Annotated in this window: 12 protein-coding genes and 1 tRNA gene; 8 read left to right on the top strand and 5 right to left on the bottom strand. The window is 70.1% G+C overall.

Annotated features, from left to right (window positions below; translation table 11 throughout):
• Positions 1–8 precede the first annotated feature (8 nt).
• A complete protein-coding gene (locus ACFWN3_RS07880; protein WP_377645021.1) occupies positions 9–1,262 on the bottom strand; it encodes a DUF4032 domain-containing protein in 1,254 nt (417 codons plus the stop codon).
• A gap of 102 nt (positions 1,263–1,364) precedes the next feature.
• Positions 1,365–2,468 carry an ABC transporter ATP-binding protein gene (locus ACFWN3_RS07875; RefSeq protein ID WP_377645019.1) on the bottom strand — a complete coding sequence of 368 codons (1,104 nt, stop codon included), beginning with the start codon at positions 2,466–2,468 and terminating at the stop codon, positions 1,365–1,367.
• Between the two features lie 159 nt (positions 2,469–2,627).
• Here ACFWN3_RS07875 and ACFWN3_RS07870 point away from each other — a divergent pair, with 159 nt between their 5' ends.
• The 6 genes from ACFWN3_RS07870 to ACFWN3_RS07845 all read left to right on the top strand — a co-directional run bounded on the left by ACFWN3_RS07870 (position 2,628) and on the right by ACFWN3_RS07845 (position 9,316).
• Complete coding sequence (locus ACFWN3_RS07870; protein WP_377645018.1) at positions 2,628–3,659, top strand: LacI family DNA-binding transcriptional regulator; 1,032 nt, start codon at positions 2,628–2,630, stop codon at positions 3,657–3,659.
• A gap of 83 nt (positions 3,660–3,742) precedes the next feature.
• Positions 3,743–4,174: a CBS domain-containing protein gene (locus ACFWN3_RS07865; protein WP_377645016.1), complete on the top strand. Its 432-nt coding sequence runs from the start codon at positions 3,743–3,745 to the stop codon at positions 4,172–4,174.
• Positions 4,175–4,278: 104 nt separating this feature from the next.
• Positions 4,279–6,294, top strand: coding sequence for a protein kinase (locus ACFWN3_RS07860; RefSeq protein WP_377645014.1), 2,016 nt, complete (start codon positions 4,279–4,281; stop codon positions 6,292–6,294).
• Complete coding sequence (locus tag ACFWN3_RS07855) at positions 6,291–7,889, top strand: threonine/serine exporter ThrE family protein (RefSeq protein ID WP_377645011.1); 1,599 nt, start codon at positions 6,291–6,293, stop codon at positions 7,887–7,889. Before ACFWN3_RS07860 ends, ACFWN3_RS07855 begins: the two co-directional genes overlap by 4 nt.
• Before the next feature lie 71 nt (positions 7,890–7,960).
• A tRNA-Thr gene (locus tag ACFWN3_RS07850) sits at positions 7,961–8,033 on the top strand.
• 152 nt (positions 8,034–8,185) lie between these two features.
• Positions 8,186–9,316, top strand: coding sequence for a tyrosine-type recombinase/integrase (locus tag ACFWN3_RS07845; RefSeq protein ID WP_377645009.1), 1,131 nt, complete (start codon positions 8,186–8,188; stop codon positions 9,314–9,316).
• Positions 9,317–9,332: 16 nt separating this feature from the next.
• Here ACFWN3_RS07845 and ACFWN3_RS07840 read toward each other — a convergent pair whose 3' ends face one another.
• Positions 9,333–9,524, bottom strand: coding sequence for an excisionase family DNA-binding protein (locus ACFWN3_RS07840; protein ID WP_377645008.1), 192 nt, complete (start codon positions 9,522–9,524; stop codon positions 9,333–9,335).
• A 221-nt stretch (positions 9,525–9,745) separates the two neighbouring features.
• Here ACFWN3_RS07840 and ACFWN3_RS07835 point away from each other — a divergent pair, with 221 nt between their 5' ends.
• Together ACFWN3_RS07835 and ACFWN3_RS07830 are read left to right on the top strand one after the other, a co-directional pair.
• Complete coding sequence (locus tag ACFWN3_RS07835) at positions 9,746–10,171, top strand: hypothetical protein (protein ID WP_377645006.1); 426 nt, start codon at positions 9,746–9,748, stop codon at positions 10,169–10,171.
• A 236-nt stretch (positions 10,172–10,407) separates the two neighbouring features.
• The gene (locus ACFWN3_RS07830; protein ID WP_377645004.1) at positions 10,408–11,283 is read left to right on the top strand and encodes a hypothetical protein; all 876 of its coding nucleotides are present in this window, start codon (positions 10,408–10,410) and stop codon (positions 11,281–11,283) included.
• A gap of 322 nt (positions 11,284–11,605) precedes the next feature.
• Here the strand turns inward: ACFWN3_RS07830 and ACFWN3_RS07825 are convergent, their stop codons facing one another.
• Together ACFWN3_RS07825 and ACFWN3_RS07820 are read right to left on the bottom strand one after the other, a co-directional pair.
• Positions 11,606–12,550, bottom strand: coding sequence for a hypothetical protein (locus tag ACFWN3_RS07825; protein ID WP_377645002.1), 945 nt, complete (start codon positions 12,548–12,550; stop codon positions 11,606–11,608).
• Complete coding sequence (locus tag ACFWN3_RS07820) at positions 12,547–13,386, bottom strand: hypothetical protein (protein ID WP_377644999.1); 840 nt, start codon at positions 13,384–13,386, stop codon at positions 12,547–12,549. The genes ACFWN3_RS07825 and ACFWN3_RS07820 overlap by 4 nt, the downstream gene beginning before the upstream one ends.
• Between the last annotated feature and the right edge of the window lie 47 nt (positions 13,387–13,433).

The raw sequence follows: 13,433 nt of genomic DNA, 5'->3' as shown, positions 1-13,433 counted from the left end.
ACTCGATCCTAGGACCGCGCGGGACGCTCGGCGATGACCGGCATCTCCCGGGTGTCGACCCCGACGACCGACTCCTCGAACGGCTTGCCCGGCAGCACCGAGGCGACGTAGTCGGCGATGGCGTCCTCGATGGCGACGTCGTGCTGCGCCCGCTCGGCGAGGTACCACCGGTGCTCGAGGACCTCGTGGAAGACCTCGGCGGGCTCGAGCTTGCCGGTGAGCTCGCGCGGCACCCGGCGGGTCACCGGCTCGTAGATCCGGGTCAGCCAGTCGTGCGCGACGATCTCCTCGTCGTCGCCCTGGCGCCCCGTGCCGGCGGTGAAGGCGTCGAGGTCGTTGAGGAGGCGGCGGGCCTGGTTCTCGCGGACGTCGAGCCCCGTGAGCCGCAGCAGCCGCCGCGAGTGGTGCCCGGAGTCGACGACCTTGGGCTGCAGCCGCAGGGACGCGCCGTCGATGTCGGTCGTGATCTCGAGCTCGTCGACGTCGAAGCCGAGGGCGTTCAGCCGCCGGATCCGGTCCTCGACCCGCCACCGCTCGGTGTCGTCGATGAGCTCGGAGCCGGTCAGCTCGTCCCACAGCTCGCGGTAGCGGATGACGATCTGCTCGCTGATCTCGATGGGGTCGCGCTCCTCCTGGAGCATCCCGCCCGCCTCGAGGTCCATGAGCTCGCCGGCGATGTTCACCCGGGCGATCTCGAGGTCGTGCTCGCGCTGCCCGGTGCTCAGCGTGTCGCGCAGCTCGCCGGTCTCGGCGTCGACGAGGTACGCGGCGAAGGCCCCGGCATCGCGACGGAAGAGGGTGTTCGAGAGCGAGACGTCGCCCCACCAGAACCCCGCGAGGTGGAGGCGGACGAGGAGGACGGCCAGGGCGTCGATGAGCCGGGTCGCCGTGCCCTTGCGCAGCGACTGGCTGTACAGCGCGCGGTAGGGGAGCGAGAACTGGAGGTGGCGGGTGATGAGGACGGCGTCGAGCGGCTCGCCGTCGGCCCCGATCCGCCCGCTGACGACCCCGAACGGCTCGACGCACGGCATCCGCAGCCGGTTGAGGTTGCGCAGCATCTCGTACTCGCGACGGGCGATGTCGGCCTTGATCTCCTTGAAGGCCAGCACCCGGCCCGAGAGGCGGACGAAGCGCACGACGTGCCGGGAGATGCCGCGGGGGAGGGCCGCGAGGAGCTCCTCGGGCCACTCCTCGAGGGGGAGCCGCCACGGGAGGTCGAGCAGGGCCGGGTCCGGCCGGGCGGTGGTGATCTCGAGGGCCATGGGCCCAGCCTCTCGCAGTCGGGGCCCGCACGGAACGGGGCCGACACGGCGACGCCCCGGACGAGGATCGTCCGGGGCGTCGCGCTTCGTGCGGGTGGGGCGTCAGCCGAGGCGGACGCCGGACTGCGCGTCGAAGACGTGCATGTGGTTCGGGTTCGGGTACACGAAGATCTTCGAGCCCTTGTCCGGGACCTTGCGGCCGTCGACGCGGGCGATGAACGGCTTCGCGAGGCCGTCGTCGCCACCGTGCAGCTTGACGTTCTCGCTGGCCGGGGTCGCGTAGACGTACGCGTCGGCGCCGAGCTCCTCGACGACGTCGACGATCAGCTCGAGGCCGTCCTCGTTCGTCGTGACCTCGACGTCCTCGGGACGCATGCCGACGATGACCTGGTTGCCGGTGCTGCCGAGGACCGAGCGGTCGACGGGCAGGCGGTGGCTGCCGAACTGGACGCCGTCCTCGGTGACGGGCACCGAGACGAGGTTCATGGCGGGCGAGCCGATGAAGCCGGCGACGAAGACGTTGTTCGGCTTGTCGTACATCTCGCGCGGGGTCGCGCACTGCTGGAGGATGCCGTCCTTGAGCAGGGCGATCCGGTCGCCCATCGTCATGGCCTCGATCTGGTCGTGCGTGACGTAGACCGTGGTGACGCCGAGGCGGCGCTGCAGCGAGGCGATCTGGGTGCGGGTCTGGACGCGGAGCTTGGCGTCGAGGTTCGACAGCGGCTCGTCCATGAGGAAGACCTGCGGGCTGCGCACGATCGCGCGCCCCATCGCGACGCGCTGGCGCTGGCCACCGGAGAGGGCCTTGGGCTTGCGCTCGAGGTACTGGGTGAGGTCGAGGATCTTGCCGGCCTCCTCCACGCGCTTGCGGATCTCGCCCTTGTCGACGCCGGCGATCTTCAGGGCGAAGCCCATGTTGTCGGCGACCGTCATGTGCGGGTAGAGCGCGTAGTTCTGGAAGACCATCGCGACGTCGCGGTCCTTGGGGGACAGGTCGGTGACGTCGCGGTCGCCGATCCAGATCTTGCCGCCGTTGACCTCCTCGAGGCCGGCGAGCATGCGCAGGGACGTGGACTTGCCACACCCGGAGGGACCGACGAGGACGAGGAACTCCCCGTCGGCTACGTCGATGTCGAGCTTGTCGACCGAGGGAACCTCGTTGCCCGGGTAGAGCCGGGTGGCCTGGTCGAAGCGGACAGTTGCCATGGCGTCATTGCCTTCCTTCACCGGCAGGAACGTGCCGGACGATCCGTCGTAAAGGTGGGTGGAGCTCTCGCCGACATCGGTGTCAGCGGTCCGGCCAGTATGCCGTGCGGGACGCCCCGGTGGTAGGGCGGTCTCGCGCCGCGTTGTTACGGTTCGCGGGTGAACGAGTCGCGGTCCGCGCGCCTGGCCGACATCGCGGCCCAGGCCGACGTCAGCGAGGCCACCGTCAGCCGCGTCCTCAACGACCGACCCGGAGTCTCGGAGTCGACGCGCCAGGCCGTCCTCACGGCCATCGACGTCCTCGGCTACGACCGCCCGAACCGGCTGCGGCCGAAGTCGGCGCTGCTCGTCGGGCTCGTCATGCCCGAGCTCGTCAACCCGATCTTCCCCGCCTTCGCGCAGGTCATCGAGACGGCGCTCGCGGCCGAGGGGTTCACGCCCGTGCTGTGCACCCAGACCCCCGGCGGGGTCCACGAGGACGAGTACGTCCAGATGCTCCTCGACCGCGGCGTCTCGGGGATCATCTTCCTCTCGGGCCTGCACGCCGACGCGACGTCCGACCCCGCCCGCTACCGGGTCCTGCGCGAGCGCGGGCTGCCGATCGTCCTCGTCAACGGACCCGTACCCGAGCTCGACGCCCCGTTCGTCTCCAACGACGACGTCACCTCGATGGGGCTGGCCGTCAACCACCTCGTCCAGCTCGGGCACACCGAGATCGGGCTCGCCCTCGGCCCGGAGCGCTACACCCCGGTCGTCCGCAAGGTCCAGGGCTACCGCGCGGCGATGCGCGAGCACCTCGACGTCGACCCGGCCCACCTCGACCGCCTCGTCACCCACACCGTCTTCAGCCTCGAGGGAGGGGCGGCCGCGGCCGGCCGGCTCATCTCGCGAGGGGTCACCGCCATCATCTGCGGCTCCGACCTCATGGCGCTCGGGGCGATCCGCCAGGCGCGCTCGACGGGGCTGCGGGTGCCGTTCGACCTCAGCGTCGTCGGCTACGACGACTCGACGATCATGGCGTTCACCGACCCGCCGCTCACGACGATCCGGCAGTCCGTCGAGGCGATGGGCGACGCCGCCGTGCGCGCCCTCCTCGACGAGATCGCGGGGGAGGGCACGCCGCGGGCCGAGTACGTGTTCCGGCCCGAGCTCGTCGTCCGCGGCTCGACGGGCGCGGCGCCACCCCGCTGACGAGCGCGGGCCCGGGGGCACCCGGATGGCCGCGGCGGCAGCCATGTCTGGCGCGTCGTCGGGCAGCGCCCTATCGTCGGGGCATGAGGATCTCGGACGTGGTCAGGCGCAAGGGGAGCGCGGAGGTCGTGACGGTGCGGTCCGACGCCACCGTCACCGACCTGCTCGCCCTCCTCTCGGAACACCGGATCGGCGCGGTCGTCGTCAGCGACGACGGCGGCTCGGTCAACGGCATCGTCAGCGAGCGCGACATCGTGCGGCACCTGCACACCGACGGCGCCGGCCTGCTCGGGGCCCCCGTGTCGCAGATCATGACCGCCGAGGTGCACACGTGCAGCCTCGACGACGGCCTCGACGACCTCGAGTCGGCGATGACCGAGCGGCGCATCCGCCACGTGCCCGTCGTCGTCGACGGCCGGCTGCACGCCATCGTCAGCATCGGCGACGTCGTGAAGAACCGGATCGGCGACCTCCAGGCCGAGCGCGACCAGCTGCGCGACTACATCCAGTCCTGACGCCCCACCGGGCCGCGTCCCGGGTGCCCGGGGAAGGCGGCGCGGGGCCGGGGTGTCCGGCCCGGGTCCAGCACACACCCAGACTGACGTCCTACCGTGGTGACATGACTGCCGACGCCGTCGAGCCCGAGGTGGCCGAGGAGCCGCGCGAGCCCGCGCGCCTCGGGCCCTACCGGCTCGTGCAGCGGCTCGGCGAGGGCGGGATGGGCGTGGTCCACCTCGGGCTCGACCGGCACGGCCGGGCGGTGGCCGTCAAGGTGCTACGGGCGCACATCGCCCACGACCCCGACGCCCGAGCCCGCCTGTCGCGCGAGGTGACGACGCTGAGGCGCATCCGCAGCCCGCGGGTCGCGCCCGTCATCGACGCCGACGTCGACGGCCCCACCCCCTACATCGTCACGCGCTACGTCCCGGGGCCCTCGCTCGACGAGCACGTCGGGTCGCGCGGACCGCTGCCGCCCGCGGAGCTGCACCGGGTGGCCTCGGGCATCGCCGAGGCGCTCGACGCCATCCACTCGGCCGGTGTCGTGCACCGCGACGTCAAGCCGGGCAACGTCCTCCTCGTCGACGGCGACCCCGTCCTCATCGACTTCGGCATCGCGCACGTCGCCGACGACATCCGGCTGACGATGACGGGCCTCGTCATGGGGACGCCGGGCTACCTGGCGCCCGAGGTCGTCGGCGGCGAGGACGTCACCGCGGCCACCGACTGGTGGGGCTGGGCCGCGACGACCGCCTTCGCGGCGAGCGGGACGCCGCCGTTCGGGCGCGGGGCGATGGGCGCGGTCCTCGCCCGGGTCGCCGCCGGGGACCCCGACCTCGAGGCCGTCGACCCCCGGATCGAGCCGCTCCTCTACGCCGCTCTGTCGCCCGACCCGGCCGAGCGCCCGCACCACGGCGAGGTCGTCGCCGCGCTCGAGCAGTACGCGCACGGGGCCCCGGTCACCGAGGCCATCGAGGTCCGCCGGGTGCGCCCGGCGACGGAGGTCATGAGGACGTCGCGCACCACCGCGCTGCCCGTGGCGTCCGTCGGTGCCCCGGGCGCCGCGGCGATCGCGGCTGCGGCTGCCGGGCCCGTTGCCGCGGCCGCGCCCCTCGCGCCCGCCACCCCGCCACCCGACGTCACCGCACCGGCGGCCGGGGTCGGCGGTGTCGTCCTCGGGGCCGCCGCTGCCGCACTGGCCGCCCAGCCGGGCCACGCCGTCCCGGCCGGCGCTGGGTCCGGGCCTCCCGGGGCACCTCCCGTGTGGGGCCGAGCCGCCGACCCCCTGCCCCCGCCGATGGTGGCCCCGGGCCGGCCGGCCGGACCTCCCGGGTGGGAGCAGGCGCGGCCCGCAAGCGCGCGGCCCGCAGCGCAGACGGCACCCGCGGCCCTCGCGCCGTACGTCGGGGCACCGTTGGCGGCGTACGCCAGGCCGCAGGGACCCGTCGCTCCCGGGACGCCCGGAACCCCCGGTACCGCCGGGGCACCCGTCGGCGCCGATGACGTCGTCCACGGCGGCTGGGGCGACCCTCGCATCGGGCTCGCCTCGCGCACCGGCACCCTGCTCGGCCTCCTCGCGCTGCTCGCCGGCCTCACCGTGCGGCTGCCCGTGGTCGCGGCGCTCGCCCTCCTCGGCTGGGTCGTCGTGGCGCGCACCGCCGACCGGTCGGTGACCTCCCTCGTCATGCGCCGCCACGAGCGCGGTCCTCGCGGCAGCGACGTCGCGGTCGCCTTGGCCGCCGGCCCGTGGCACCTCGTCATCGGCGCGGTGGGGGCGCTCGTGACGCTCGCCCTCCCGCTCCTCGTCGGCGGCTGCGCGATGTTCGCGGGGGCGCTCGTCGTCGGAGGGGCGACCGGTGGGGACGTCCGGCCCGACGGCGTCGTCCCGCTCGCCGCGGCGGGCGTCTTCGCCGCCCTCACCGCGTGGTGGGGGCCGGGCGGGGCGAGCCTGCGCCGAGGCAGCCGCAGCATGGTCCGCGGCATCACGCCCGGGGCGACGGCGGCGCAGGTCGTGGCCGGCGTCCTCCTCATCGGGTCGGCCCTGCTCGTCGCCTCCGCCCTCGCCTCGGGCGGCCCCGACTGGTGGCCGCGCACGCAGGCTCCCGCGTGGGTCGACCAGGTGGCGCGCGTCCCGTGAGCACGCCCGACCCCCGTCCCGACGGCCGCCGGCCCGACTGGAGCGGCGACCCCGCGGACCCCTCCGTCGACCCGACCGCTCGTCAGCCGCGCCCGCGACGCTCCGGCCCGCGCCCGGCGGTCGACCGTGAGGCCGCCGTCCGACCTGCCCGTGACCGGAGGGCGCGCCTCATCCTCGGCGAGTCTCCCACCGAGCCGATGCCGATGGCCGACCTCCTGCGTCGAACTCCCTACCGCTACACCCGGATCCCCAACCAGGCGGCCGAGGACGCGAAGGTCCGCGCCGCCCTGGACCTCGCCGTCCGGGTCGGCGAGCTCATGCTGCGGTGCGGCGCCGGCGCTCCGCAGGTCCAGGGGAGCGTCGCCGCGGTGGCGGCCGCCTCGGGGGTCGACCTCGTCGAGGTCGACATCACCCTCCAGTCGCTCCTCGTCCAGGCGACGAGCTCGGACGGTCGACCCCACACCCTCCTGCGCGTCGTCCGCAGCAACCGCCACGACTACGCCCGCCTCGTCGCGGTCCACCAGCTCGTCGAGGAGCTGACCGCGGGCGAGATCGAGCCGTCGGTCGCGGCCGAACGGCTGCGCTCCATCAAGCGCCATCCCCGCAACTTCCCCGCGTGGGCCGTCTCGGCGGCGAACGCGGTCCTCGCCTCGGCCGTCGCGGTGATGATCGGCGCCTCGCCGCTTGCGGCGGTCGCCACCGTCGCGGTCGTCCTCGTCGTCACCGGGGTCAGCCGGCTGCACAACCGGATCGACCTGCCCGAGTTCTACGGCAACGCGATCAACGCGGTGGTCGCCACCCTGCTCGCCGGTGGCGTCTACGCCGTGAGCACCGCTGCGGGTCTCGGTCTGCGAGAGCGGGACTTCGCCTTCATCGTCGCCGGCGGCATCGTCGCCATGCTGCCCGGGCGCACCATGGCCTCGGCCATCGAGGACGTCCTGTTCGGCTTCCCGCTCACCGGTGCCGGCCGCCTCCTCGCCGTCTTCCTCGCCCTGCTGGGCATCGTCATCGGCGTCGCCGGAGGGCTGAGCGCCCTCCTCACGCTCACCGAGGCGATCGGGTCCGACTTCGTCTCGCCGTCGGTGCTCGACCTGCGCTCCGACCAGTCGGCCGTGCTGGCCGCGCTCGGCGGAGCCCTGTTCGTCGGCCTTGCCGGTGCGGTCACGGTCCAGAGCCGGCGCCGGCTCGTCCTCGCGTCAGGGGTCCTGGCTGTTGCGGCGGCGGGCACGGCGGCGCTCCTCAACCGAGGGTTCGGCATCGGCATCATCACGGCCACGGGGGTCGCGGCGGTCGCGCTCGGCGTCGTCGGCCGTGTCGTCGCGAACCGGCTCGGCGCTCCCTCGATGGTCGTCGTCATCCCGGCGTCGTTCGGGCTCCTTCCCGGTCTGACGATCTTCCGCGGCCTCTACGAGCTCGTCGCCCAGAGCGGCGGCGCGGCGGGGTCGCTGTCGATCCAGTCGGGCATCACGACGCTGCTGGGGGCGGGCGCCGTCCTGCTCGCCATCGCCTCGGGCACCGTCCTCGGCGAGATCCTCGCCGCGCCGTGGGACCGCACGCGGGGCCCTGCGACGACCGACAACACCTCGTCGCCCTGACCCCGGACCCGGTGAGGACGACGCGCGTCCCCGCGTAGACTCCGGGGCTGTCCGCGGCGCACCCGCGGCCCGCTGGCGTGGCGCAATCGGTAGCGCACCTGTCTTGTAAACAGGGGGTTGGGGGTTCGAGTCCCCCCGCCAGCTCAAGTTCGTCCTTGCCGAAAACCCCTGTCCTGTGCTGCTATTGAGGCAACAAAGCATTGAAGCCGCGGGGGACAGGAGCGGACGCGGATGGACGTATTTGGGCAGAGATATCGCACGTATATCGCACGGCCACCCGGCATGACAGGTGCGCGATGAGCGGCCGACCGCGGCGCCGTGGTTTCGGGTACATCCGCCGGCTCTCCTCAGGGAGGTACCAGGCGAGCTACCTGGGCCCCGACCTCGTGCGCCGGCCGGGACCTCAGACGTTCCTCACCAAAGGCGACGCGGAGGCGTGGCTGAGCCGAAGGCGCGAGCAGATCGCGGCGGGGGAGTGGGTTGCTCCGGCCAAGCCCGCCCCGAAGGCGTCGGCGCTGACGTTCGACACGTACGCGGAGCAGTGGATGCGCGAGCGAGGCATCAAGCCACGGACGCGTGAGGGCTACGCGTACCTGCTGCGGCAGTACCTGCGACCGTTCTTCGGAGACATGGTCCTGGACGACATATCGCCGAGCACGGTAAGGACGTGGTGGGCCCAGCTCCCTCCCGACAAGCCAGCGGTCAGGGCCCGGTCGTACTCGCTGCTCAAGGCGATCATGAACACTGCCCTGGCCGACGAGATCCTCGACCACAACCCTTGCCGGATCCGCGGGGCGGCGAACACGCCTCGAGCCCGCGACGTGCGGCCCGCCAGTCTCAACGAGCTCGACGCCATCGTCGCCGCCATGCCGACGCGGCACCGGGCGCTCGTGTTGCTCTGCGCTTGGTGCGCGCTTCGAGCTGGGGAGGTGCTCGAGCTGCGCCGTGGGGACGTCGACGTGGCAGCAGGGACGATCCGGATCGTCCGTGCGGTGTCGTGGCTTAAGGGTGGGCCGGTGGTGGGGACGCCGAAGTCCGCGGCAGGGACGAGGGTCGTGTCCGTCCCGCCTCACGTCGTCCCTGCCCTCCAGCATCACCTCGACGCGATGACCGGGGAGGGTCCGGGCGCGCTGTTGTTCCCGGGACGTGACGGCGTCGGCCACCTGCAGCCGTCCACGTTGCACCGGGGATGGCGTCACGCACGCGAGGCGGCCGGCAGGCCGGATCTCCGGCTCCACGACCTCCGCCACACCGGCGCCACAATGGCCGCCCGGGCGGGTGCCACTCTCGCGGAACTCCAACAACGACTCGGCCACAGCTCGGTTAACGCCGCGTTGAGGTACCAGCACGCCGCCCAAGGACGCGACCGGGAAATCGCTGCTGCGCTCTCGGCCATGGCCCGCGCCGACAGGCTGCCGACGGGATGACCGAGAGCTGAGCCGATCAGCTGGCAGTCGGGATCTGAACGAGCATGCGGTCGACGTCCTCGGGATCGAGACGGATCAGGCGCTGGCCGCTGCGGTAGGCACGCAACTCGCCGGCAGAGATCCGACGGCGGAGCGTGCGGACGCTAACTCCGGTGCGCTCGGCCGCGGCACTGAGGGACTCGAACTGGCGACGCGGGGGCTGGGTCATGGTGTCCTCCTTAGTCCCCCAATGCCCTTCCGCGATCCCACAGGGCCAGAAGTTCGACGAGAGAGTCGAGGCCGCGTCACACCGCCCACTTAGGGAAGGGCCAGACAAGCGAGCGAATCTTCTCCCCGACTTTCGGGAATGGCCAGTCTGCTCCTGAGAAATCGGATATGGGACGGCAGGTGTCGCGAATGTCGAAGGCCTCCACTGGCATGCTGGCTCACATGGACGATCTGCCCAGTGAGTTCGCAGTCGAGATCGGGCGCATCGTCTACCACGCTTCTCACGCAGACTTCCTGCTCAACAGGCTTCTGGCCGTGGAGGAAGACGCGCCTGAGGGCAAAGGCCTGAGCGGAGACCAGCTGCTACGACGACTCAAGCCGCTGGCCCACGAGTTCCCGGTGCTCTCCGACGTCGTGGACGGCTACGAGCGTATGTACGAGTGGCGGAACCGACTGGTGCACGGGACCCACACATACAGCAACAACACGCTTTGGACCTGGCACGTGTCGATCCGAGGTAAGGGCAAGAGCGCCCAGAGTTACCAGTTGGGAATCGAGAATTTACGGACGATGGCGGATGGTTGGCAGAACCTCGGGACGGTCGCGCACCTACTCCTTCATGAGGCAGAGGGCAGCACCCATCAGTAGCGCGGCTCGGGTACCGTCCATGAAAACGTTCTACGCATAGGTCGCGCATGGCCGGCAGGGGCAGTTCATGAAGCCGTTCAACACCTGCTGGACGCCGTTCCTTCGCCCCGCGTATTTACGCGGGCCATATTGGCGGTCAAGGACGACGGCTGTCCAAACCGCCCAGCCGCGCTGCCAGATCCGATTGCATGGGTTCGGGCCTTGCTCTGTCGGTGCTTCATGCGAGCATCCTTCTCGTGACCCTCCTCTCATCCCTAATCGACGACACCGCTGGCTCCTCGGTAGGGCTCGCTGAACTTCTCCGGAGAGTACGGATCCTGTCCAGCCGTGCGGGCGTGCCTGATATTGGGGTGTGGGCCAAGTGCGAGGCGGAAGGCTACGACGATGTTGATGACGTGCCCTCGTACCGGGGTCCCCTTCCGACGCAAGTCTTCGTAGATTTCACGGGTCCCTACGGAAGCTCGATCAGGCGCGTCCCGATTGCAGTCGAGAACATGCCAAAGGACATGCGAGCGGAGGCCGAGAGGCATTTCAACAATTACGTCATGCATGGCGTGGGTGAGATCGAGTCGCAGGTTGCGAGCATGGCCGAGAGCGGCGAGAGAGAGCTCGTCGGGCCTTGGAACGCCAGCGTCGTTGCCCTGATCAACCACAAGATCGAAAGTGGCGAGATCACGTGGCGTCCCATGCACAACGTGGAGACGATCTACCGCACAGTCACGGCGTACGCCTTGACCGGCGTGCTGGAGTCCGTGCGTAGTCGGTTACTCGACCTGCTGTTGGCGATCGACGAGGCGGCACCACCTCGGGGAGTGTCGACCTCAGTTGACGCTCTCCCGCCGGCAGCGGAGGTCAGGCAGATCTTCCACACGGTTGTGATGGACGGTGGGACGGCCGCGATTGGTATCAACCCCACAGTCGTGAGGCATGTGGCCGAGGCGATTCCTGGCCGCGTGATCGAGGCGATCGAGGCCCAAGCCGAGGCCGAAAGTGATGCCGAGGAGGCCGGATTCCTGCGCAAGGTGGCGAACTGGGTCGGTGGCGCCGGTCGCGACATCTTGGTAGACGTCACTGCCGAGGTCGTCAAGAAGCAGATCACCGGTCCCGGGTAGTACCCCAAGCCTCCGGAGCGAGGGTGAAGTCCTACCGAAGCGCGCCGACCCCGAGCCACGAACTCAGGAACAATTCGTCATCGATGGCCCACTTCGATGACTGGGTTGGGCGGCGCCGAACCCTCAATGGAGACGCAACTAGATCTAAAGGGGCCGGCGTTGCATACCCGCGTCTCACCGCCGCAACCGACTTTCCCCGGGGGAGCGCGTCAGGGGCGACCGCAAACGCCCGCGGCGCCCGCGGCACGTCACACCAAATGGCCGGGGCTGTGCGTGTCCAACGTGCCTACGGTGGGCCGCTGCGACCGACTCGGCGGTGGTCTTAGTCGGAGGCCATCCCTTGGCGCCACTGCCGCTGCTCCTCCTTCGAGGGAATCACCTCACGAGCCTGCACATCGCCGATGACTAGCTCGGTCGCGGTTTGGCGCGCCGGGGACACCTGCGATTGCACGACACCAGCGGCTTGTTCTCGGGCTTCATCAATCGAGCGCGCCAACCGTCGCGAACTCTGTGCCACTTCATCCCCGGTGAGGGCCACTGCGGCATCTGCGAGTGAACGTCTGACCACCGTGAGATCATGCTCCCGCTCGTTGGCAAAAGACACGGAGCCCAGTAGACGCGAAGGGACTTGAGCTTCGAATCGGTTGTATTCCATCGTGGTCTCGGCTCCTGTCAACCCCCACCTCACAGCGTCCAAAGAGGAAAGGGGGAGTGTGGCGACAACCCCGTCACGCAGCACCTGCGTAAGCGCGTCTAGCCGTGCCAACTCCATCTGCCACTCCCGCTCGTCAGCGAACTCGAGGAGGCGAACCGCTTCCACGACCTCAGATGCCGACGTGGTTTCGCGCATAGCCGGAACCCCTGTCAGATAATCGCCGACGGAAGACATCTCTGGCGCGGCTCCGCGCGGAGCTTGGCTCAGGCTCTCGTCTAGGCCCACAAGGGTCGAGGCGGCAGGCACAGTTTGGATGACTCGATGCATATGCGTAATGACGTCCCCGGTGTAGTACTCGACGCTGGCTCCGAGTCGCGCCCAAGCCAACTCGTCCATAACCCGCAGAAGCGCCACCGCGGCGTGTGAGCGTACGTTCACCAGCGGCCGAGGAACGTCAAACAGGCTGTAATCGCCGAAGTCCACGCCGGCCCCCGCCGCGATCAGACCAGCCGCCTCCGCCAGTATCTCGTCATCGAATGCCAGGCAGGGTTCTAGGACGTTGGGCAGCAGATCGGTTTCGAGGATTGCCAACCTATAGGCGTGGGCGCTCACGAGACGTCTCCCGTCTCGACGAAGTTCCAAGGCATCTCGAAGTTCTTCACTTTCGGTTTGCAAACCGAGGAATGGGACTTTCCATCCCAAGGATCATCTACATAGTCAGTGGAGTAGCGCTCGGTGATCACAACCTCATCGGGATTCGCCCATACGATCTTTGCGCGCAGGGCCGCGAGACCCTCCTCAGTGGCGAGATGCTCCGTTCGGACTCGAGTTTCAGTCAAGATCGTGGAGTTGGGCTGTAGATCCGTGTACGCGGAGGAGGAACTCAAGACGAACTCGATGGCAGCCCAAATTCCGGTGGCGCGGACGGCGCCCATCAAGCCCGCGGCTTGGAAGCCAGCGCTCGCAGGGCTGAACAATCGCAACTGCCCGGTGAGCAGGGAAGGCGCCGGGTCTGGCTGGCCGGCCTCTCGCCACCTCATGGCTGTGTCGACCATGGCTCGCCGCAAGACCACTCCCCCAAGGGAGTGCCCGACTAACACCAACTCTTGGTACGCCGTGACGGAGTCGCGCGCCGTCACGCCTCCCACAGTCATGGCCTCCGGGAGGGGGTTGGGGTAGAAGCGAGGAAGCTCTCTACGAAGCCGGCCCGCAACTCCCGAGATGTTGTCGCGCAGAGACTGATAACCGACGAAGAGCAGGTCCGCCTGGCGCCACCAATCTCGGGAGCCCCCAGCGACCGGAAAGTCGAGCCACGTTTTGACCGAGCGACCGTTGAAGCCGTGGACGAACACCACCAACCTTCGAACATCATCGCCATGCGCCACGAAAAGGGTCCAGTCCGCCGGCGACTTCAGCGCGTATGGAGTGTGTGACTGCCCGCTTGTCATCAGTGCATTGTCGACCCGGACAGTCCGACAGGCAACGATGAGTCACG

It is taken from the genome of Oryzobacter terrae (assembly GCF_042756445.1).
Taxonomy (GTDB): Bacteria; Actinomycetota; Actinomycetes; order Actinomycetales; family Dermatophilaceae; genus Oryzobacter; species Oryzobacter terrae.
The sequence above is the reverse complement of the archived record's forward strand: the minus strand, read 5'-3'. Positions and strand labels throughout refer to the sequence as shown.